Source organism: Novosphingobium sp. SL115, assembly GCF_026672515.1.
Classification (GTDB): Bacteria; Pseudomonadota; Alphaproteobacteria; order Sphingomonadales; family Sphingomonadaceae; genus Novosphingobium.
In genome coordinates this window covers 398,840-418,823 of the sequence record NZ_JAPPRG010000003.1, presented here as the reverse complement: position 1 = coordinate 418,823, position 19,984 = coordinate 398,840, and the positions used below count along the sequence as shown (strand labels likewise).

The 19,984-nt window shown below is 60.9% G+C and carries 17 protein-coding genes; 12 read left to right on the top strand and 5 right to left on the bottom strand.

From position 1 onward, the window contains the following. The first annotated feature begins 101 nt into the window (after positions 1 to 101). The 6 genes from OVA07_RS18180 (at position 102) to OVA07_RS18155 (ending at position 7,250) form a co-directional block, all read left to right on the top strand. Positions 102 to 1,358, top strand: coding sequence for an MFS transporter (locus tag OVA07_RS18180; protein WP_268173101.1), 1,257 nt, complete (start codon positions 102 to 104; stop codon positions 1,356 to 1,358). Positions 1,359 to 1,419: 61 nt separating this feature from the next. Further along, the gene (locus OVA07_RS18175; RefSeq protein ID WP_268173100.1) at positions 1,420 to 3,630 is read left to right on the top strand and encodes a TonB-dependent receptor; all 2,211 of its coding nucleotides are present in this window, start codon (positions 1,420 to 1,422) and stop codon (positions 3,628 to 3,630) included. A 131-nt stretch (positions 3,631 to 3,761) separates the two neighbouring features. Further along, on the top strand, positions 3,762 to 4,442 hold the full coding sequence (locus tag OVA07_RS18170; RefSeq protein ID WP_268173099.1) for an isochorismatase family protein: 681 nt from the start codon (positions 3,762 to 3,764) through the stop codon (positions 4,440 to 4,442). Further along, complete coding sequence (locus OVA07_RS18165) at positions 4,442 to 5,329, top strand: polysaccharide deacetylase family protein (protein ID WP_268173098.1); 888 nt, start codon at positions 4,442 to 4,444, stop codon at positions 5,327 to 5,329. Before OVA07_RS18170 ends, OVA07_RS18165 begins: the two co-directional genes overlap by 1 nt. Beyond that, positions 5,326 to 6,240, top strand: coding sequence for a polysaccharide deacetylase family protein (locus tag OVA07_RS18160; RefSeq protein WP_268173097.1), 915 nt, complete (start codon positions 5,326 to 5,328; stop codon positions 6,238 to 6,240). The genes OVA07_RS18165 and OVA07_RS18160 overlap by 4 nt, the downstream gene beginning before the upstream one ends. Beyond that, positions 6,237 to 7,250, top strand: a complete 1,014-nt coding sequence (locus OVA07_RS18155) for a zinc-dependent alcohol dehydrogenase family protein (protein WP_268173096.1) — start codon at positions 6,237 to 6,239, stop codon at positions 7,248 to 7,250. Before OVA07_RS18160 ends, OVA07_RS18155 begins: the two co-directional genes overlap by 4 nt. Here OVA07_RS18155 and OVA07_RS18150 read toward each other — a convergent pair. The 3 genes from OVA07_RS18150 to OVA07_RS18140 are packed head-to-tail and all read right to left on the bottom strand — an operon-like array spanning position 7,237 to position 9,723. Further along, positions 7,237 to 7,989, bottom strand: coding sequence for a MarR family transcriptional regulator (locus OVA07_RS18150; RefSeq protein WP_268173095.1), 753 nt, complete (start codon positions 7,987 to 7,989; stop codon positions 7,237 to 7,239). The genes OVA07_RS18155 and OVA07_RS18150 overlap by 14 nt on opposite strands. Next, on the bottom strand, positions 7,989 to 8,552 hold the full coding sequence (locus OVA07_RS18145; protein ID WP_268173094.1) for a hypothetical protein: 564 nt from the start codon (positions 8,550 to 8,552) through the stop codon (positions 7,989 to 7,991). The genes OVA07_RS18150 and OVA07_RS18145 overlap by 1 nt, the downstream gene beginning before the upstream one ends. A 22-nt stretch (positions 8,553 to 8,574) precedes the next feature. Then, a complete protein-coding gene (locus tag OVA07_RS18140) occupies positions 8,575 to 9,723 on the bottom strand; it encodes an LLM class flavin-dependent oxidoreductase (protein WP_268173093.1) in 1,149 nt (382 codons plus the stop codon). A 182-nt stretch (positions 9,724 to 9,905) separates the two neighbouring features. Here OVA07_RS18140 and OVA07_RS18135 point away from each other — a divergent pair, with 182 nt between their 5' ends. The 5 genes from OVA07_RS18135 to OVA07_RS18115 all read left to right on the top strand — a co-directional run bounded on the left by OVA07_RS18135 (position 9,906) and on the right by OVA07_RS18115 (position 16,619). Next, on the top strand, positions 9,906 to 10,820 hold the full coding sequence (locus OVA07_RS18135) for a LysR family transcriptional regulator (protein ID WP_268173092.1): 915 nt from the start codon (positions 9,906 to 9,908) through the stop codon (positions 10,818 to 10,820). A 279-nt stretch (positions 10,821 to 11,099) separates the two neighbouring features. Further along, the gene (locus OVA07_RS18130; protein WP_268173091.1) at positions 11,100 to 11,957 is read left to right on the top strand and encodes a phytanoyl-CoA dioxygenase family protein; all 858 of its coding nucleotides are present in this window, start codon (positions 11,100 to 11,102) and stop codon (positions 11,955 to 11,957) included. A 5-nt stretch (positions 11,958 to 11,962) separates the two neighbouring features. Further along, positions 11,963 to 12,532 carry a hypothetical protein gene (locus tag OVA07_RS18125; RefSeq protein ID WP_268173090.1) on the top strand — a complete coding sequence of 190 codons (570 nt, stop codon included), beginning with the start codon at positions 11,963 to 11,965 and terminating at the stop codon, positions 12,530 to 12,532. A 45-nt stretch (positions 12,533 to 12,577) separates the two neighbouring features. After that, entirely contained in the window at positions 12,578 to 13,945 is a 1,368-nt protein-coding gene (locus tag OVA07_RS18120; protein ID WP_268173089.1) for an MFS transporter, read from the top strand. Between the two features lie 193 nt (positions 13,946 to 14,138). Continuing rightward, positions 14,139 to 16,619 carry a TonB-dependent receptor gene (locus OVA07_RS18115; protein WP_268173088.1) on the top strand — a complete coding sequence of 827 codons (2,481 nt, stop codon included), beginning with the start codon at positions 14,139 to 14,141 and terminating at the stop codon, positions 16,617 to 16,619. Positions 16,620 to 16,697: 78 nt separating this feature from the next. Here the strand turns inward: OVA07_RS18115 and OVA07_RS18110 are convergent, their stop codons facing one another. Then, positions 16,698 to 17,108, bottom strand: a complete 411-nt coding sequence (locus OVA07_RS18110; protein ID WP_268173087.1) for a hypothetical protein — start codon at positions 17,106 to 17,108, stop codon at positions 16,698 to 16,700. Between the two features lie 2 nt (positions 17,109 to 17,110). Beyond that, positions 17,111 to 18,463, bottom strand: coding sequence for an LLM class flavin-dependent oxidoreductase (locus OVA07_RS18105; protein ID WP_268173086.1), 1,353 nt, complete (start codon positions 18,461 to 18,463; stop codon positions 17,111 to 17,113). Between the two features lie 170 nt (positions 18,464 to 18,633). Here OVA07_RS18105 and OVA07_RS18100 point away from each other — a divergent pair, with 170 nt between their 5' ends. After that, entirely contained in the window at positions 18,634 to 19,974 is a 1,341-nt protein-coding gene (locus OVA07_RS18100) for an MFS transporter (protein WP_268173085.1), read from the top strand. The last annotated feature ends 10 nt before the right edge of the window (positions 19,975 to 19,984 follow it).

Sequence of the window (19,984 nt, the reverse complement as noted above, 5' to 3'; positions counted from 1 at the left end):
GTCCGGCAAACCTATCCGACCTGCGGATGGCCCGGCGGGGCATCTGTCCATTGGCGCTGTAACACTGTTCGTTGGCTGTCATGGCAGCAGGGAGGAATAGCGTGCAGACGGCTTCGGGCGTGAATGAATTCAGCCGGGGCTGGCGCATCCTGCTCGCCTCCTTGCTGGGCATCGGTTGCGGGCTGGCCGCCATCCCGTTCTACACCGCAGGCGTGTTCGCACCGCATCTGGCGCGCGAATTCGGCTGGTCGATGGGCGAAATCATGGCCGGGCTGACCCTGACCACGGTGATGGTCATCTTTGCCGCGCCTGCTGCCGGCGTGTTGTGCGACAAGTTCGGCACGCGCATCGTGGCGCTCATTTCGCTGGCGTGTTTCGGTCTTGCCTATCTGTCGCTGGCGACGTTGGGCAATTCGCTGACGCAGTTTTACCTGACGTGGGCGGTCATGGCGACGCTGGGCGCGGGCACACTGCCGATCACGTTTACCCGCACGGTTAACCGCTGGTTCGACAAGCACCGCGGACTGGCGCTGGGCTTTGCCATGACCGGGACCGGCCTTTTCGGGGTGCTGTGCAAGCCGTTTCTGGCGTGGGTGATTGCCGATTACGGCTGGCGCGCGGGATACTTCTCGTTGGGCCTGCTGCCGCTGTGCCTTGCCATTCCCGCCGCGTTGGTGCTGTTCCGTGAACCCAGCCAAGCCACCACAGAAACCCTATCCGAAACCGCGGTGCAGGAACCGCTGCCGGGCATGACCAAGGCACAGGCGCTGCGCCATTGGCGGTTCTGGCTGATTGCCGCCGTGCTGGTGCCCATATCGTTCGCGCTGGCAGGGGCCGTGCCCAACCTTGAACCAATCCTGCTGGACCGGGGCATTGATTCTGCCACGATCCTGACCTTGACACCGCTGGTCGGGCTTTCGTCCATCGGCGGGCGGTTGATTGGCGGATGGTTGCTGGACCGGTTCTGGGCGCCTGCGGTGGCGTTCGTGCTGTTGGGCATGCCTGCGATATCATGCATGATTCTGGCAGGCGGGCAGCTTGACCCAGATATGGCACGGGTCGCCATCGTGCTGATCGGCTTTGCGCTGGGCATCGAATACGATGTCGTGGCCTATCTTACCTCGCGCTACTTCGGAATGCGGTCCTATGCGGCCATCTACAGCGTGTTCTATGTCTGCTTCTCCACCGGCGCCGGTTTCGGCCCGCTGGTTTTCGGGTTGATTCGCGATTTCACCCAAGATTTCGCCCCGGCGTTGCAGATTTCTGCAGCAATCCTCCCCCTTTGTTCGGCCGGCTTCCTGTTTTTGGGTAAATATCCTGTTTTATCAGAGCGATACCGCAATCCGTCATTCAATTGACATATCATTATATCATTATAACAATACGGGCGGCCCACAGGCCACACATGAGGGGTATATCATGACCAGCCACCGCCTGCTTCTAACCTCGATGCTTGTTCCGCTCGCGCTTGCCGCGATGCCGGCGCACGCTCAGGATTCCGCCGCCGACGCCGTTCCTGAAACCAAGGGACTGGAAGAAATCGTCGTCACGTCGCAGCGCCGCGCCGAAAAGCTGCAATCCGTGCCAGTCACGGTTTCGGCCTTCAGCGAAGCGATGCTTGAACGCCTTGCCGTGGTTGACACGATCAGCACGTCGAAGTTCGTGCCCGGCATGGTTTCGCAGCATAACGCAGGCCTGGCTTCGGCCAACGCCTACTTCCTGCGCGGCCTTGGCAATTCGCAGTCGACGGCCACGTTCGACGCGCCTGTCACCACGTATGTCGATGACGTTTATATCGCGCGCCAGAACGCGAATAACTACGCCTTCTTCGACACCGAGCGCGTGGAAGTGCTGCGCGGTCCGCAGGGCACCCTGTTTGGCCGCAACACTACCGGCGGCGCGATCAACGTCATCATGCGCAAGCCTTCGGACACCGCCGGCATGAAGCTGGAAATGTCTGCAGGTTCGTATGAACGGTACACGGTCAAGGCCACTGCCGACCTGCCGATCAGCGACACCGTGCGCACCAAGATTTCGGGTTTTGTCGTGCAGGATCGCGGCTACCTGAAGAACATCACCACCAAGGAATGGCTGAACGGCGAAAAGAGCTATGGCATTCGCGGCGATGTGCGCTTCCTGCCCACCGACGCGCTGACCATTGACCTTTCGGCTGAATTCACCAGCAATTCCAGCACGTACACCGGCCTGCGCAACATTCCGGGCAAGAACCCGTATGTAAAGACCCAGACCACCCAGCCGGTGTTCTATGAAAGCGCCGCAGGTCTTGCCCAGACCAGCTGTTCGGACAACAACGTCAACACACTGCTGAGCACCGGACAGGGCAATTGCAACCTGTCTGACAATTTCGCCATCGGCGGCAACATCAACTATGATCTGGAAAACGGGTCGATCACCTACATCGGTGGGTATCGCAAGCTCGATCAGGGTTACATCAACGAATACAATGCCTCGGCGGTCAACAAGTACGCCGGGTTCATCCTGGTCGACAACGCCGTACACGAACAGCACAGCCACGAACTGAAGCTGAACTATTCGTTTGGCGACAAGCTGGACCTGGTTACCGGCCTGTTCTACCTGAAGGAAACTTCGGATGACCGACAGACCAGCTTCTCTGGCGGTACCACCGCGTTCCGCCCGATTCAGGACGCGCTTTACAAGCACAAGGTTGAAACCGCTGCCTATTATGCGCAGGCAGATTACCATGCGACCGAAAAGCTGACGCTGACACTGGGTGGCCGCTACACCTGGGAAAAGAAGAACCTGAACTTCATCCAGTCCACCCAGTTCCCGACACTGTCCTATCCCGATTCGGCAGTGACTGCGTTCGGCATTCCGTTGCAGCAGACGGTCAAGCGGTTCACCCCGCGCATCGCGGTTGACTACAAGTTCAACCCCGATGTCATGGTGTTCGCATCGGCCACCAATGGCTTCAAGTCGGGCGGCTGGAACGGCACGGCAGCAGCACCGCAGAACGCGGTGACGTTCAACCCGGAAAAGACCTGGTCGTATGAAGCGGGTCTGAAATCGGAACTGTTTGATCGCAAGTTGCGCTTCAACCTGACCGGTTATTACGCCCGGACCAAGGACTTGCAGGTGACTGCAGGTGTGCCCAATTCGCTGGGCGTGATCGCCAGCCTGCCGTTCAATGCGGGCACGCTGGACGTCTATGGCGTGGAAGTGGAAGCCACGGCAAAGTTCGGCAACCTCAGCCTGTTTGCCAACCCGTCCTACATGCATGGCGAATACGTCTATATCTCGCCACTGGCGACGACGCTCTCCACCGCGCTGACCCCGGTTCGCGTGCCCAAGTTCCAGATGAGCAGCGGCGCGTCTTATGAAATCCCGGCAAGCGCACTGGGCGGTTACTTCACCACCAGCGCGACGTGGCGGCACAATTCGCCCTACTGGGTGGCAGTGCTGAACACCACGACGACGACGACCGAAGATTTTGTCGATGCCGCGATCAGCTTCACCGCTGAAGACGACAGCTTCAAGATCTCGCTCGAAGTTTCCAACCTGACCGACCAGAAGACGGTGACGGCGAACTTCCTGTCGCTGTTCCCCGGCGATCCGCGCCGTTACACCGGCCGGATCAAGTTCAAGATCTGATCGGCATTACAAATACCTGTGGCGGGGCAGCTCCCCCTGATCCGCCACAGAACCACACATGCAGATGCCCGCAAGGATGCGAAAAGCGCCCCTGCGGGCATTCGCGACCGCAGGTATGAGGTAGAATGGACATGAGCATCGTGGGCACGAAAATGATCTGTGAGGACAAGACCGCACGGCAGATTTTCGAAGAAGTGATGGCCAACCCGGCGCGCACGAAATTTGGCTTTGGCGAAAAGCTGGCCATCGTGAACGTCGATTTCCAGAACGCCTATACCCGGATCGACCGTTACAAGACGGCCTACGAAACCGACCCGCGCCAGATCGAACATACCAACACCATTTCGCGGCTTGCGCGCGAAAAGGGTATGCCGGTGATCTGGACGCATGTTGCCTATGCCGAGGATGCCAGCGACGCGGGCGTGTGGGGCACGCGCACCAACACGCCGGATTCATTGCAGAACATCAAATACGATTCCGACCGCCACGCCTTTGATGACCGGTGCGAGATCGACCCTGCCGACATGGTCTATACCAAGCGGATGCCGTCAGCGTTCTTCGAAACGCCGCTGCAAAGCCTGCTGGTGTGGCACAAGGTCGATACCGTGGTCATTACCGGCGGATCGACATCGGGCTGCATCCGCGCAACGGCAGTGGACAGCCTGAGCCGGGGATACCGCACCATCGTTCCGATCGAAACGTGCGCGGACAAGCACGAGAGCTATCACTTCGCCAACCTGACCGACCTGCAACTGAAGTATGCCGATGTTGAACCGGTGCAGACTGTGATCGACTGGCTGGAGGCACGCTGATGCAGGAAGGCGCTTCTGATCCCGGTCTTTATGACTTCGCGCCCTATCGCGGGCGCAAGCCGATTGTCTGGCCGGGCGGCAAGAAAGTGGCGGTGTGGGTTTCGCCCAATCTTGAATATTACGAGATTGACCCGCCCGCGAACCCGCATCGCAAATCCTGGGGCCGGCCGCACCCCGATGTCGTAGGCTATTCCCACCGTGACCATGCCAACCGCGTGGGCCACTGGCGCATGGCCGATGTGATGACCCGCCACGGCTTTCCCGGCTCGGTCAGCCTGTCGGTGGCGCTGTGCCAGCACCACCCCGATGTGGTGGCCGATGCCAATGCACGCGGGTGGGAGTTCTTCAGCCACGGCATTTACAACACCCGCTATTCCTACGGCATGGACGAGCGCCAAGAACGCGCGATCATCGAGGATTCGATCCGCACCGTGCGCGATGCCACTGGGCAGACCATTCGCGGCTGGCTGGCCCCTGCGCTGACGCATACCCCGCGCACGCTGGACCTGATTGCCGAATACGGGCTGGATTACACCTGCGACCTATATCACGACGATCAGCCGCAGCGGGTGAAGACCGCCAGTGGCGACCTGATCTCGATGCCTTACAGCCTTGAGGTCAACGACCATTATGGCTTCTTCATCTACAACATGTCGCCGCGCGAATATGCGCAGACTTTGATCCGCCAGTTTGAACGGCTGGCCGGTGAACAGTCCGGCACGGTTATGTGCATTCCGCTGCATTCCTATCTGATCGGCCAGCCGCACCGCATCGGCGCGTTTGAGGAAGTGCTGCGCCACATTGCCGCCGATGGCCGGGCATGGATAACGCGGGCGGGAGACATTGCCGATGCGTGGAGAGCAGCACAGACGGGAGACGACGCATGAGCCTTGATCCCGGTTATCTTGAATATCCGCGCCGCCGGGCCGGGTATGACCACGACCTTTACCCCTATTCCGCGCTGCCCACGCGCAAACCGATTTCGTGGCCGGATGGCAAAGGTGTGGCGACGTGGATCGTCGTGAGCCTGGAATGGTTTCCGATCACGCCTTCGGACACGCCTTTCCGTGCGCCCGGCCACATGCAGACGGCATACCCGGATTATCGCCATTACACCGCGCGTGAATATGGCACCCGCATCGGGTTTTACCGCTTGCTGGATGCCTTTGCGAAGGCGGGCGTAAACGTATCAGTGGCGGCCAACGGCGCGATTGCGCAGCGGTATCCATCGGTGATCCGCGATATTGTGGACGCAGGGCACGAGATCATCGCCCATTCAACCGACATGAACGGCACTATCGCATCAACCCTGCCGGTGGATGCGGAACGCGCGCTGATCCGCGACAGCATTGCCGCGTTATCCGATGTGGCAGGTGCCGCACCGCGCGGGTGGCATTCCATCGCGCGGTCGCAGAGCTTCGCCACCACTGACCTGCTGGTCGAAGCGGGCATCGAATATTGCTGTGACTGGGCCAATGACGAAGTGCCGTGGGCGTTCAACAACGGCCTTATCAACCTGCCGCTGAACCATGAACTGTCCGACCGGCAGATCCTGAACGTGCAGCAGCAGTCGGTCGACAGCTATGCCGAGCAGATGCTGGACGCGCATGACTGGCTGGCGGGTGAAGCCGATAGCCATGGCGGGCGGATGCTGCCGCTGCATCTGACGCCTTATATTATCGGCCTGCCTTACCGCATGGATGCGTTCGAGCGTCTGCTGGCCGAGCTTACCCAAAGACCCGCGACATGGTTTGCCCGCGGGTGCGATATCCTTGATTCCTACAGGAGCCAGATGTGAAAGCCTATGAACTCGGCCCCCAGAACGGGCTTGAATCGTTGACCCAGACCACCCGCCCCGATCCGGTGGCGGGGCCGGGTGAAGCGGTTCTGAAAGTCCGCTATGTGTGCCTGAACAACCGCGACATCCAGATTCTGGAAGGCCGCTATGGCGCGAAGAAGGCTGAAGACCGCGTGCCCTTTTCCGAAGGCGTGGGCGAAGTGGTGGCCGTGGGCGATGGCGTTGCAGGCATTGCCGTGGGCGACCGCGCGGTGCTGGCGCACTTCGTTACGTGGATCGACGGTCCGTTCGAAATGCGCCACTTCGGCGCCGATCTTGGCACCAGCCTTGATGGGTGGATGGCCGAATATGTGAAGGTGCCAGCAGCCGCGCTGGTGAAAATCCCCGCCGCCATCACCGACGAACAGGCCGCCCCGCTGGCCGCAGCAACGCTGACCGCGTGGCATGCTGTGGTCGAAGTGGGCCAGGTGCGCGCGGGCGATCTGGTGGTGGCACTGGGCACCGGCGGCGTTGCCATGGCCGCACTGCAAATTGCCAAGGCCAATGGCGCGTTCGTGGCGATCACGTCATCCAGCGATGAAAAGCTGGAACAGGCACGCAAGCTGGGCGCGGACTATACCGTCAACTATGCCACGCACCCTGATTGGGCCGCGGAACTGCAGCGCCAGACCGGCGGACGCGGGGCCGATATCGTGGTGGAAACCGGTGGCCAGCACACCCTGCCCCAGTCGATCAACGCCTGCGGCGTGAATGCGCGCATCGTCATCATTGGCGTCGGCGCGGCGGATGGCCCGCTGCCTAACTATGGCGGGATCATCGGCAAGAACATTACGCTGAAGGGCATTGCCGAAGGCAGCCGGGCCATGCTGGCGCGTCTTGTCCGCGCAATGGAAGCCAATGGCTTTGCCCCGGTTGTGGACCGCGTGTTCGGCTTTGACGAAGCGGTCGATGCTTGCCGTTACCTGAAGTCGGGTTCGCACATCGGCAAGGTGCTTATCAAGGTAGACTGATCGGTTGATGCCCCGACTGCTGCACACTGGCAGCGGCCGGGGCAGCAGCCGGGCCAATACCCCGCGCCAGATCGTGAGCAATGGCAGCCGCAGTGGATTGCAACTGCGGCAGATATTGCGGCAACGCCCTTGCCACAGACAGGTGGCGGGTGGTGAATGTCATCGTCAGCGCAGCCACAAAGCCGCCTTTCACAAACACCGGCACTGCGATGGACGACGTGCTACGCGGGTTCAATCCATAGCCATTGCGATCTTCCGCCAGATGGCCACCGGAGCGCATGGTGCCAGCGCCGCATGCCAACGCAAGACGGCCCGGAACGCTGCTGGCCACGGCTTGCGTGAAACCGGGAAAGCAGCGTTCGTTCAGCAGGATGGCGCTGGCATGGGTGCTGACCCGCATCATCATGTCGCCCGCAATGGGAATGGAAACCGATACCGGCCAGCCAGATTCACGGGTAAAATCTGACAGCAGCGGACGCGATATCCGCACCAGATCGTCTTCATGCGCAAACCCCGAAACAAGGTGCTGAACCAGCGCGGTGGGGCGATAGTGATTGCGCGAAGGTTCGCGCACGATCAACCCTTCGACCACCAGCGTCTGCACAATGCGGCATGCGGTGACATAGGGGACATCAACCTCTTTGGCGATGTCACCCAGCGTAATCCTGCCATATCGGTTAATCACTTTCAGCGCATCAAGCGACCGCGACACCGCCCGAATGGGAACGTCCCGGCTCATCACTTGCGCTCCGGGGGCGTGGTGGTGATCTTCAGTTTGTTGGCGACGCATTGGCCCGCGCTCATTCCTTCCGGGCACGCGCTCAGCTTCGGCGCGAAGCTGTTCTTCGCAGGCAGGCGCACGGTCAGGATGCGCAAGGGTTCTGTGCCGATGGTACGCGATGTGTGGCCGCGCCCGGTCACATCGTTTGCCAGCACGATATCCCCCTTTGACAGGATGTGCTTCGATCCATCACCCAACCCCACTTCCAGTTGGCCCGCCAGAACTATCAGCAGGCGAGGCGTTGAAACACCGTGGAAGTCGATGAAGTCGCCCGGCAGGGTATCGCCGATTTCAACATCGGTGGCATAGAGCCGGGTCTGCACGCTGCGGCCTGGTGTGCCGCCAGTGCGGGGCAGATCCTTGATTTCAAGGTGCGATTCCCCGTCTTCCCCGCCATAAAGATGCAGGATCTTGAAGGCTTCGGCGCCGGGTGACAGCGGCGATACCGCTGCGGGATCGTGTGCAAGTGCCGGGGCCGAAAGGCCCAATGCGGCAAGGGACCAAAGCAGCGAAGCACGCATGGGCGAATATCGTCCTTTCATGTCAGGCGTTTTGCAGCACACGGTCATGCTGCGCGGCCATTTGGCGCAGCGCGGGAATGAGTTCGCGGCCGTGCAGCGCAATATCGCCATACAGGTCGAACCCGCGAATGAGGAAGCCGGTGATACCCATGCGGTAATAATCCATCATCGCATCGGCCACCTGATCCGCCGTGCCCACCAGCGCGGGCGGCAGCATCGGCGTGGAGAATTCCACCGACGCGCGCGTGATCCCGTTCCAAAGGCGCTTGTCCACCAGTTCGGCCCCGGCTGCGATGGCTTCCAGTTCATCGCGGCCTGACCCGCCCTTGGTCGTGGAGAGTTTGGGATCAAGCCGCATAGCGGTGCTGACGGCTTCACCTGTACCTGCAATCTGACGCTTTTGTTCAAGGCCCTTCTCGCGCAAGGCCTCTACCACATCGCGCGCGGCGGCCCAGGCCTGTTCTTCGGTATCGCCCAGAATAACCCGAACTGATGTTTGCAGGCGGACAGATCGCCCCGCCTGTGCCCACGCCTGCTGAATCTGCGACACTGTGCCCCGCATCTGCGCGAGCGGCTTCAACCCGCCAATGGCATAGACATCGGCCACTTGTGCGCCCATTTCCAGCGCCAGCGGCGACGATCCGCCCCAATAGACCGGGATCGCGCCGTGGACAGGCTTCAATTCGGACAGCGCACTGTTGAAACGATACCAGTCGCCTGCATGGTCCACCGGTTTGTCCGATTCCCAGATGGCGCGCATCACCTGCACATATTCGGCGCTGCGGCGATAGCGTTCCTCCTTGGTGTGGAAATCGCCATCGCACTGCAATTCGTGGTCGTTGGCGCCGGTGATGACATGCACCCCGGCGCGGCCATGGCTGAGATGGTCAAGCGTGGCGAACATGCGCGCGGCCATGGTCGGCGCGATAAAGCCGGGGCGGTGCGCGACCATGAAGGCCAGCCTTTGCGTGATGGCGCTGACATGGGCGGCAATGGCAAAGGGATCGGGCGCAAAGGAGTTTTGCAGGATCAGCACGCGATCAAAGCCGTTGTCATCGAACGCGCGGGCCATCTGGCCGATCATCTGCATATCGAAGGACGGGCCGCCATCTGCAGGGGTAATCTCGGACGCATTGCGGTGAAGCAGAACACCGAGAATTTCCAATGCCATGGCGGCGCGTTCCTTTGATTTGTGAAATGGGCCGACGGTTGCCAGCACACAAAACCTGCCACCGGGCCATCCGCCAGGTAACCAAAGAAATCTATTGGAGTGCGCAAGTAACTTGATCGCTCATGTTGCGGCCAGCCAACGGGATAGGGTTACCCGCAAGGGCGGCCGCAAAAGGACTGCATATGAATATCGCCAAGCTGGAACGCCTGATTGCGGTTTATGAAGCGGGCAGTTTCCGAAAAGCGGCCAAGACGTTCGGCATATCCCAACCCGCGCTGACGTGGAGCATCCGCCAGCTGGAGGAAAGCCTGAACCTGCCGCTGTTCGTGCGCGGGCCGCGCGGCATCAAACCTACCGAACCGTGCGAAAGGCTGATCGTGCGCGCCCGCCTGATTGTCAGCGAACAGGCGCGGCTGCTGGCAGAAGTGGAACGCAGCAACCGGGTGCAGACGCTGGAACTGGGTGTGCATCCCATTCTGGTCACGCCCGCATTCGCCCGCGCACTGGCGCAATTCCGCGCGGCGCACGACGATGTGACGATCCAGATCGTCGATGGATATAGCGCGCAATTGCAGGAACGGCTGCGACAGGGCGGGCTGGATCTTGCCATCTGCGCCACCGCCGCACAAACCGAACACGAGGCCGAATTCGATTTCGAGCCGCTGCTGCGTCAATCCTATTCGGTCTATGCCGCAGCAGACCATCCGATCTTTGCCGAAATTGCCGCGGGCATCCCTCTCAGCCCGCGTGGCTGGGCACAAGTGGCCGTGCCCAACGTACCGGTACAACAGACCGGAAGTGAAGACATTCTACATATGTTGCAAGGTGTTGGCATGACCCCTGCGAAAGCCATGATCCGATCACCATCAATGCAGCTGATCCGCACGCTGGTGGAACATGGCGATGTGCTGGGGATGCTGCCGGACGATTTCATTCAAGGCGAACTGGCATCGGGCGCGATACGGCTTGTGGAAGGCACGCAAATGGATGCTCCGCCGCTGGGCCTGCTGACCGTGGCAGGCAGTTATCAAAGCCGCGCCCTGCGCCGCCTCATGTCAATCCTGCGCCAGACGTTCCGCAGCCCTTCGTTCAAATAGGGCGGCCACCCGATACAGGTGATCCCCCTTTTTCGCCGGAGCGATCAATAAGCTTTATCGCCTTTCAGAATTACCGCGCTATTCAAGATAGCCCGTCAAAGTCACTTTGCTGCAATACAACAAGGTGGCCGTCGCAAGGCATTGTCGATGCGACCGCTGATGGGGAATGAATCGACATCCGGCAAGGGCGCGTCGCAGCCTTTGTGCATGGCAGGTCCATCTTCAAGCAGCAACGGACCACCGGTTTGCCCGATTGCTATTGCTGAGGACGCACGCCCGATGAACACCCATCCGCTGAACCCGATCACGCAGGAGCATATCGACGATTATGCGCGCGATGGCGTGGTCTGCCTGCGCCAGATGTTTGATGCCGAATGGATTGCCCGGTTGCAGCAGGCCGCCAGCGCGGTGCAAGCCGACCCTAAGGCCTATGGGTCTGCCGGGCCTTCGCACGGCGCGATGCTGTCGATTTCGCACCTGTTCCGCAATCCCGGCACGTTCCGCGACTTTGCACTGAATTCTCCGGCCGGAGAAATCGTCGGGCGGGTCATCGGCGCAGATCGGGTGCAGATGTTCCATGACCACCTGTTTCTGAAGCCACCACTTTCGCCTTCGATCATGCAGTGGCACGCCGACCACCTGTGGCCGTTTACTGGCACGATGATCCCCAACCTGTGGGTCGCGCTGTCGCCGGTAAACAAGGAAAACGGGCGGATCGAATTTGTGGCCGGATATCACAAGTTCTGCATGGAAACCGGCTCCCGCTTTGGTCCGGCAGGCGATGGCACATTCCGCTTTCCCGACTTTGAACAGGAACGTGATAACCCCGATTTTCCGTTTACGTTCAAGACGTGGGATCTGGAACCGGGCGATGCCGTGCTGTTCCATGTGGACATTCCGCACTATTCGAAAGGCAACGATTCCGCCGAACTTTCGCGCACTGGGCTGGCCATGCGGATGATCGGGGATGACGCATACTGGTGCCCGCGCGAAGGGCTGATGCCGGTGCAGGGCGTGGACCTGCTGACCCAGACCGAAGGCGAACATCCTGCCCCCTGCCCCGAGCTGCCCGTCATCTGGACTCGCCCCGACCATGAACCGCGCGCCTTTGTGCGACGTGAAGCGCAGGCGGCATGACGGCGATGACTGAGCACAGCAAACGCGATTTCCTGATCGGCAGCGGCGGATTGATGGCCGCGCTGGCCGCCGCATCACGCGCGCAGGCCGCAGACGGGACTAAGGAAGTGCGCGCCGTCCAAGGCCCGGTCTTCCCGATGGAATTTGAACCCACTGGCGATGCCATGCCGTGGATCAAGCGTGTGTTCCACCTGTATAGCGGGCCTGACGGGCTGACGCGGGCCGAACAACTTACCGTCATTGAACCCAAGGGCCGCAAGATTGCCACGCTGCTGCGCCGCAATGCCGAACGGGTAACCGTGGGCGCATCGCAAGCGGGTGCGGGCTTTGGCTTTCACGTCGCCAACAACCCCACCTTCCTGATCCCCATTTTCGGGTCTATGATTATCGGGCTGCACGATGGCACCGAATACGAACTGCGCCACGGAGATCTGGCCTTTGCCGAAGACTGCACGGGCAAGGGCCACATTTCGCGGTCCGGCCCTGAAGGATCGATGATGGTTTCGGTGCAGCTTCCCAAGGACGGCTGCCCCAAAGTCGGCAGTTCCGACCTTTCCAAAGTGTGGAGCGAATAGCGCCACTGCCGACTTTTTGCCCGTTTATTCCAAGAAGGCCCGTGCATGAACAAAAGCGCATATTTCGGCTGGACGATAGGGTCGTTCACATCATCGGCGCTGGTCAGCGCGGTGGGCCTTCTGCACTTGCGCTTCATGACGGATTCGCTGGGCATCGCGATTACCATTGCGGGCGCGTTGACCGTGTTTGCCAAGGTTTATGATGCCTTTGCCGACCTGCTGATGGGCTATGTCAGCGATCGCACGCGCACCCGTTTCGGGCAGTTCCGGCCTTATCTGCTGGCGGGCGGATTGCTGGCGGCGCTGTCCATGGCGCTGCTGTTCAACGTGCCTGGCAGCCTTAGCGGATCGGCGCTGTGGCTTTATGTCGGGCTGACGCTGCTGATCTATTCCACCGCCTATACCATGTTCCGCATCCCCTATCTGGCCATCGGGCGGACGCTGACCGATGACTTCCACGCCCGGTCACGGCTGATGACGTTCAGCGTCTATGGATCTTCGCTGGGCAGCTTTGCCGCCACGTCCGCCGCGCCGTTCCTGCTGGGACAGATCGGCAGCGACCGGGCGGGGCACGGGCTGGTGGCAATGATCCTGGCCTGCGCCATTGCCTTGGGCGGGGTGCTGTCCTTCACCCTGTTGAAAGAGCCACCCGCGGCCAAACGGAACGAGCATGAACCGCGCAAACCTGCCGCATCATTCGGCGCCACCTTTACAGCCTTGCGCGCCAACCGCCCGTTCCTGTGCCTGATGGGGTTCAAGCTGGTGCTGTTTGCAGGCTTTGCCGTCCACATTTCGGCCATCCCCTATTACACCCGGCACGTGCTGGGCGTGTCTGACAGCGTGCTGGGCACGATCTTTGCCGTGCAGACCGGCATGATGGTGCTTTCGCAAATGGCGTGGGTGCGACTGGCGGCGCGGATGGGGCGGCGCAATGCGCTGGTGCTGTCTGGCGTGGTCTGCACATTCGCTTATCTGACCTGGGCGCTAATCCCATCGGACGCAGCGATCCCGATGGTGTTCATCGCCGCTGCCATGTCCGGCGCGGGAACCGGTGGGGTGTTCCTTGGCCTTTACACCGTGCTGACCGACACCATGGATTATTCCAAACGGACGCAGGGCGAAGACCGCGCCGGAATGCTGGCGGGCGTGTTCGTCATGGTCGAAAAGGGCACATCGGCGTTGGGCACCTTTGCCTTCAGCATGATTATGGCGTGGGTGGGATTTCAGTCCGCCATCGGCAGTGGCCCCGTGGCGCAGCCCGAAGGCGTACACACTGGCATTCTTGCCAGTGTGGCCATCGTGCCCGCCCTTGGCGCAATAATCGCGACGCTGATTATGACGCGATACCACTTGCCCGCCGCCACGCCCCAAGCATCGGAAGTCAGCACAGCGCCAGAACCGCTATCCACCTGACGAACACAACCAACAACAAAACGTCAAATCATTACAAATAAAACACAACAATAATCACCTAATATTCGAATCGATTCACGAATATTAGGCAGAAACTTCGATAATAAAATCATATTTATGGGAAATTCAATTTTGGATGCGATTTAGTTCGTTTCCATGATTGGTGGCACTTTGCCAAATCATCGGGGGAATCATGATGAAATCACGCTTCAATTCCATGTGTTCGCTTGGCGCTCTTGTCGCCAGTATTGCCGCGCCGGTTGCCATACCGCAGACCGCCCAAGCACAGACTGTCGAAGAAGGCACCACTGACACCAGCGGCAGCATTGTCGTCACCGCGCGCCGCCGCGAAGAAAAGCTGCTGGAAACACCCATCGCCATTTCCGCCTTCACCGAAGAAGCGCTGGCCGAACGCGGCATTGCCAACCTGCAGGATCTGGGCAGCTTCGTCCCGGGCCTGAACATCGTGGGACAGGCCACCGGCGGCGGCGCACGTGCCGACCGTTCGTTCGTTGGCGTCATCCTGCGCGGGATGACACCTTCCACATCGGCTGCGCAAACCACGTCGATGTTCATCGATGGCGTGCCCGTAGGACAGGCTACCGCCATGCAGGTGCTGACCAATCCGGCCCGCGTCGAAGTGCTTAAAGGCCCGCAATCGGCCACCTTTGGCCGCCAGACCTTTGCCGGCGCAATCAACGTGGTGACCAAAGCTCCCAGCGAAACGCTGACCGGCTCGCTGGGCGGCATGTATGGCACGCGCAACAACTATGATGCGTCGGCCGAACTCAGCGGCCCGCTGATCGGTGATGTGTTGGGCTTCCGTGCCACCGCACGCGCGTTTGGCAAGGACGGTTCGTATAAAAACGCATCGGTGCCAGGGCAAACGCTGGGCGACCAGTCATCCAAGGCGGCATCGCTGGCACTGACCTTCAAACCAACCCCATCGCTGACGATGAAGGCATTCGGCCTCTATTCACGTCTGGAAGACGGCCCGGCAGCCAGCGGATATCTGAGTGCCTATGAACTGAAAGACCGTGCAGGCAACGTGATCCGCCCGGATCAGTCAAACTGCAACGTCAAGGGATCAAACGGCGTCACCACCCGCTTTTTCTGCGGCGTGGCACCGGCACTTTCTGCACTTTCACCATCGGTCGACACGGCCAACACCGCGTTCATTACCAACTTCCTTGCCAACCCGACAGGGCGCGTGACCGATCTGGGCCTCAACGGCTATGGATTGATCAACGAATTCTATCACATCCACCTCGATAACTCGTGGGAGATTGGCGACACCGGGCTGGTGCTGCGTTCGCTGACCGGGTGGAACCGCGAGGAAAAGGCCGAAATCGCCGATCTGGACAACTATAACGGATCGGGCGTGACCGGCACCGGGGTGTTTTATCCCAATGGCACTTATAACTTCGTCTTCCTTGTCGAAGCGCGTGCCCGCGATTTTTCGCAGGAAGTCCGTCTGTCCTATGACAAGGGCGGCGCACTTCAGGCCACCATCGGCGCCAGCTACCTCAATTCCTGGGCCATCAGCGCCAGCGGATCTCCGAACCTGACCGGCGTGACATGGAACGGGCCATCGCAATCGAAGACCAAGGGCATTTTCGGCAGCATGACCTATGCCTTCACGCCCGAATTTTCGTTGAGCGCGGACGCCCGCCTGCAATGGGACACGCTGCACGCCTTTGCCGGGCGCGGCGGCATCAAGTCCAGCGGAGCAACAATTCCGGCAGGTATTTACCCGGAACTGTCGCTGATCGCCAAGAAGACGTTCAAGAACTTCATCCCGCGCGTTATTGCCAACTACAAGTTCGACGATAACATGGTCTATGCGTCCTATTCCAAGGGCGTGAACCCCGGCGCGTTCAACACCAGCTTCATCACCGCCACGGTTCCGGCCGTCATCGCGGCTGCCGAAGCCTTCGGTTACCGCGTTGAAGTTGCCCCTGAAAAGATCACCAATTATGAAATTGGCCTGAAAGGCCAGTTGTTCGACCGCGCCTTCACTTATGACGTGGCCGCATTCTATGCCAAGTGGACCGATCAGATTCAGGCCCAGTCCACACAGATCAACATCGACACCGATGGCAACGGCGAAACCGAACCCTATCAGGTTGTCGGATCGACCAATTCGGGCATCGTTGAAGTAAAGGGTGTGGAAGCGAACTTCTCCGCCCGCGTGACAACCGGGCTGACGTTCGATCTTTCGGGCGCGCTGATCGACAGCAAGATTGTGCGTGCATCGAACACCGGCACCACCGCACTCACGGGCATCCGCGACTTCAAGGGCAACCAAAGCCCGTTCGTCTCGAAATGGTCGGGCACGGCGGCGGTCAGCTATGAAACCGCCATTTCCGACAAGCTGGACGGGTTTGGCCGCGCCGACTTCGTATACAAGTCGGGCAGCTATTCGGATGTTTCGAACATTGTGCGCTCGCCCGACATGACGCAGGTGAACCTGCGTGCCGGGGTGCGCAACAAGACCTGGAGCCTTGAGGCATTCGTCACCAACCTGTTCAACGACAAGAACTATTACAGCGTGTCGAACAACAGCCTGATCGTCCACGCCAACCCTTCGCCCAACCCGGCGGTGGTCGGCGGCCTTGTCGCCCAGTTGCGTGAACTGCGAACCGCAGGCCTGCGTGGCACGTTCAACTTCTGATGTAGTGCAAAAAGTCCGGGCAGCCTGTGCTGCCCGGACCATTACTTTTCCATTTTGCCGAAAGTGCAGATAAAAAGATCAGCGAAGCCGGGCGCGCATTTCGCGTTCGGTGTCTTCCCCAAGGCCCATCCCGATGACCATGGTATCGCCTTCACCTTGCGGCCATGAGCGGTGGCCCTGTCCGGTGGTGTCAAGCATAACCAGAACATCGCCCGGACCCAACGCGCGCCGGGTGCCGTCACTGGCCTCAATCTCCCACGTCCCGCGCAAGGTAATGGACAGGCCCGCCTGACCGCAAGTGTGCCATTCGTGGTGCGAGGCCGAACTGGCACTGCCGGCAAGCCCCCAATGCGTGGCCGCTGCCACCCCTTCCCAATGCGATGCGCCATCCGGCCCGGTAACCTTGCGCGTAACCGGCAGGTCGATGTCGATCAGGCGCGATTGCCCATCGGGCAGAGCATAGATGCACAGGGCGGGCCATGTGGTCATGGTCAAAACACCTCAGGCCGCGCGCGGGCTTCGGGGTGGGTTTCGTAAAAGTTGTCCGGCACCGCCAGCCCCAGATTTTCACGCAGGGTCACGCCTTCATAAGCAGTGCGGAAATGCCCGCGCTGCTGAAGGATGGGGACCACCTGATCGACGAAATCTTCCAGCCCGGCGGGCAGGAACGGCGGCGAAATGACAAAGCCATCCGCTGCACCCTGCAACTCCCAGTCGATCAGCGTCTGCGCCACATCCTGCGCGGTGCCGACAACGGTGTGGCTGGTGCGCCCCGCCGCCACCTGACGGGCCAGCGCGCGGATGGACAGGCCCTGACGGCCCGATAGTTCCAGCACGCGGTCGCGGGTAGAGTTTTGGCCCGCCAGCGCCGCGTCCGGCAGCGGGGGCAGCGGACCGTCGGGATCATGCCCCGACAGGTCGATATTGCCCAACAGCGCTTCCAGTTTGGACACCGCGATGCGCGTGGGGATCAATCCGTCAAGTTCACGTTGCAGAACCTGCGCCGCTTCGCGCGTTTTCCCGATGATCGGGGTGATCGCGGGCATGACCTTCAAGCTGGCGGGCGCACGGCCAAACTCCGCCAGTTGCGCATGCATGGCCGCGCGGAATGCCTTGGCCGTTTCGATTGTAGGGTGCGAGGTGAAGATGACTTCGGCATTGGCAGCAGCAAAGCGCTGCCCGGTGGCCGAAGCGCCCGCCTGCACCAGCACCGGATGCCCCTGCGGCGGGCGCGGCACGGTCAGCGGTCCGGCAATGCGGAAATGGTCGCCCGCGTGGTTGACCGCACTGATGCGCGAAGGATCGGTGTAATGCCCACTGGCCTTGTCGGCCAGAACCGCACCCGATTGCCAGCTGTCCCAAAGACGGCGCGCCACGCCGACAAATTCATCCGCACAGGCATAGCGTTCGGAATGGCCAAGGTGGGCATCGCGGCCATAATTATGCGCTTCGTTCTCCATGGTGGACGTAACGATGTTCCACCCGGCACGCCCCCGGCTAAGGTGATCGAGCGAGGCGAACCTGCGCGCCAGATCATAAGGATGCGAATATGTAGTCGATGCCGTGCCGATCAGGCCCAGATGGCTGGTCGCCGCCGCAATGGTGGACAGCACCGCCAGCGGATCAAGCTTGGGCGTTTCCATGCCCGCAAAGATGTCTGCGCCCTGCACCGGATGATAACCGACATAATCGGCCAGAAACACGCCATCGAACAGCCCGCGTTCCGCCACTTGGCCAAGCCTTCGGAAATAATCGATATCACATAATGCGTTATCCGCAGCGCGCTGATGCCGCCAACCCGCGATATGGCCACCGGTCTGCATCATGAAGGCGAGCAATTTCATCGTGGCGTCCGGGCTGTGAGAAGGGAATGCCCCTTTTCCAAGCACGCGGCGCGGCACAGCGCCAATCAGGATTCCATCAAGGCGATAAGCCAATTTGATTATGGTCGGGGTACCCGGCTTGTTAGCAATGTCATCGATCCCAGCCTGCTACAAAGGGCCTGACACCAAGCATGACGGCCCCGCCCCCTTCTCCTTTGGCCTATCCCCCTTTGCGCAAGACACTGTGGCCCATGCTGCTGCTGTTTCTGGCAGCCAATTTCTACAGCATCGACAAGGCCATCGTCGGCGTTCTGGCCGAACCGATCAAGGCAGACCTTGGCATCGACGATATCCGCATGGGCCTGTTGATGGGGCTGGCCTATTCCGCGCTCAGCGGCATTTGCGGGCTGTGGCTGGGCACGCTGATTGACCGCAATGTGCGCAAGAAAGTGCTGGGCTGGGCAATTATCGTGTGGAGCCTGTCCACCGCGCTTGGCGGCCTTGCGCCTGATTTCGCCACATTTTTCGTGCTGCGCGCGATTGTGGGCGTGGGCGAAGCTGCTGTGGCCCCGGCAGCGCTTTCGCTTATCGCGGACATGTTCCCCCCGGCGCGGCGTGGGCGGGCGATCAGCGCCTATCTGATTGGCGCGTCGATTGGCACCGCGCTGTCCGCCGTGATACCCGGCATGATCGTGGCGGCGGACCTGAATGTGGTGCTGCCCGGCTTTGGCCAGGTTGCATCATGGCGCACCGCGTTTCTGATGTGTGGGCTGGCCGGACCGCTGGTGGGCCTGCTGTTCTTCACCATGGACGAACCTGCCCGGCGCAGCCCTGCCCCTGCAGCAACCGGGCCATCGCGCACGGCGCAAAAGCTGGCCTATCTGTGGCGGCAGCGCGCCGTGGTGGCGCCCCTGTTTGGCGGGTTCTGCCTGTATTACGTGGCCTTTGTGGGCGTAACCGCGTGGACCGCGCCGCTGCTGATGCGCACTTTCGCGCTGACCCTGCCGCAAATCGCCAATGCCTTGGGCCTTGGCATGTTGGTGGCAGGCGTCAGCGGGTATTTTCTGGGTGGGATGCTGGCGGATTCACCGCTGGGCACCCGCGCAGGCGGACGCCTGATGGTCATGGCCATCCTGCCGCTGCTGGCGCTGCCCGCAGGGATGGCGGGACTTGCACCGGGGTTGATTGCGGCCATCGCCTGCCTTGCCACGATCAGCCTGACCACGCCGATGCTGAACGTGGCCATGAACGCCACGGTGCAGGAAATCGTGCCCGGCGACATGCGCGGGTTCACTTATGCCTTCCTCAGCGTGGTCGCCGCGCTGCCCGCAGGCGCGGGCGGACCACTGGTGATAGCGTGGGTTTCGCAACATGTGCTGGGCGATGAGGCGCGCATTGCGCAATCGTTCGTCATTGTGGTGCTGCCCTGCCTTGTCGCCGCGGCCGCATGTTTCCTTGCCGCCCTTCGCGCCTATCGCGCTGCCGACCCGCAAGGGGAACTGGCAGGCGTGATCCGGTCCAGCCATTCCTGATATTTCGGAG

Coding starts and splice junctions, on each gene's coding strand:
- OVA07_RS18175 (WP_268173100.1), top strand. CDS start 1,420: ATGACCAGCCACCGCCTGCTTCTAACCTCGATGCTTGTTCCGCTCGCG.
- OVA07_RS18170 (WP_268173099.1), top strand. CDS start 3,762: ATGAGCATCGTGGGCACGAAAATGATCTGTGAGGACAAGACCGCACGG.
- OVA07_RS18165 (WP_268173098.1), top strand. CDS start 4,442: ATGCAGGAAGGCGCTTCTGATCCCGGTCTTTATGACTTCGCGCCCTAT.
- OVA07_RS18160 (WP_268173097.1), top strand. CDS start 5,326: ATGAGCCTTGATCCCGGTTATCTTGAATATCCGCGCCGCCGGGCCGGG.
- OVA07_RS18150 (WP_268173095.1), bottom strand. CDS start 7,989: ATGAGCCGGGACGTTCCCATTCGGGCGGTGTCGCGGTCGCTTGATGCG.
- OVA07_RS18145 (WP_268173094.1), bottom strand. CDS start 8,552: ATGCGTGCTTCGCTGCTTTGGTCCCTTGCCGCATTGGGCCTTTCGGCC.
- OVA07_RS18140 (WP_268173093.1), bottom strand. CDS start 9,723: ATGGCATTGGAAATTCTCGGTGTTCTGCTTCACCGCAATGCGTCCGAG.
- OVA07_RS18135 (WP_268173092.1), top strand. CDS start 9,906: ATGAATATCGCCAAGCTGGAACGCCTGATTGCGGTTTATGAAGCGGGC.
- OVA07_RS18130 (WP_268173091.1), top strand. CDS start 11,100: ATGAACACCCATCCGCTGAACCCGATCACGCAGGAGCATATCGACGAT.
- OVA07_RS18125 (WP_268173090.1), top strand. CDS start 11,963: ATGACTGAGCACAGCAAACGCGATTTCCTGATCGGCAGCGGCGGATTG.
- OVA07_RS18120 (WP_268173089.1), top strand. CDS start 12,578: ATGAACAAAAGCGCATATTTCGGCTGGACGATAGGGTCGTTCACATCA.
- OVA07_RS18115 (WP_268173088.1), top strand. CDS start 14,139: ATGATGAAATCACGCTTCAATTCCATGTGTTCGCTTGGCGCTCTTGTC.
- OVA07_RS18110 (WP_268173087.1), bottom strand. CDS start 17,108: ATGACCACATGGCCCGCCCTGTGCATCTATGCTCTGCCCGATGGGCAA.
- OVA07_RS18105 (WP_268173086.1), bottom strand. CDS start 18,463: ATGAAATTGCTCGCCTTCATGATGCAGACCGGTGGCCATATCGCGGGT.
- OVA07_RS18100 (WP_268173085.1), top strand. CDS start 18,634: ATGACGGCCCCGCCCCCTTCTCCTTTGGCCTATCCCCCTTTGCGCAAG.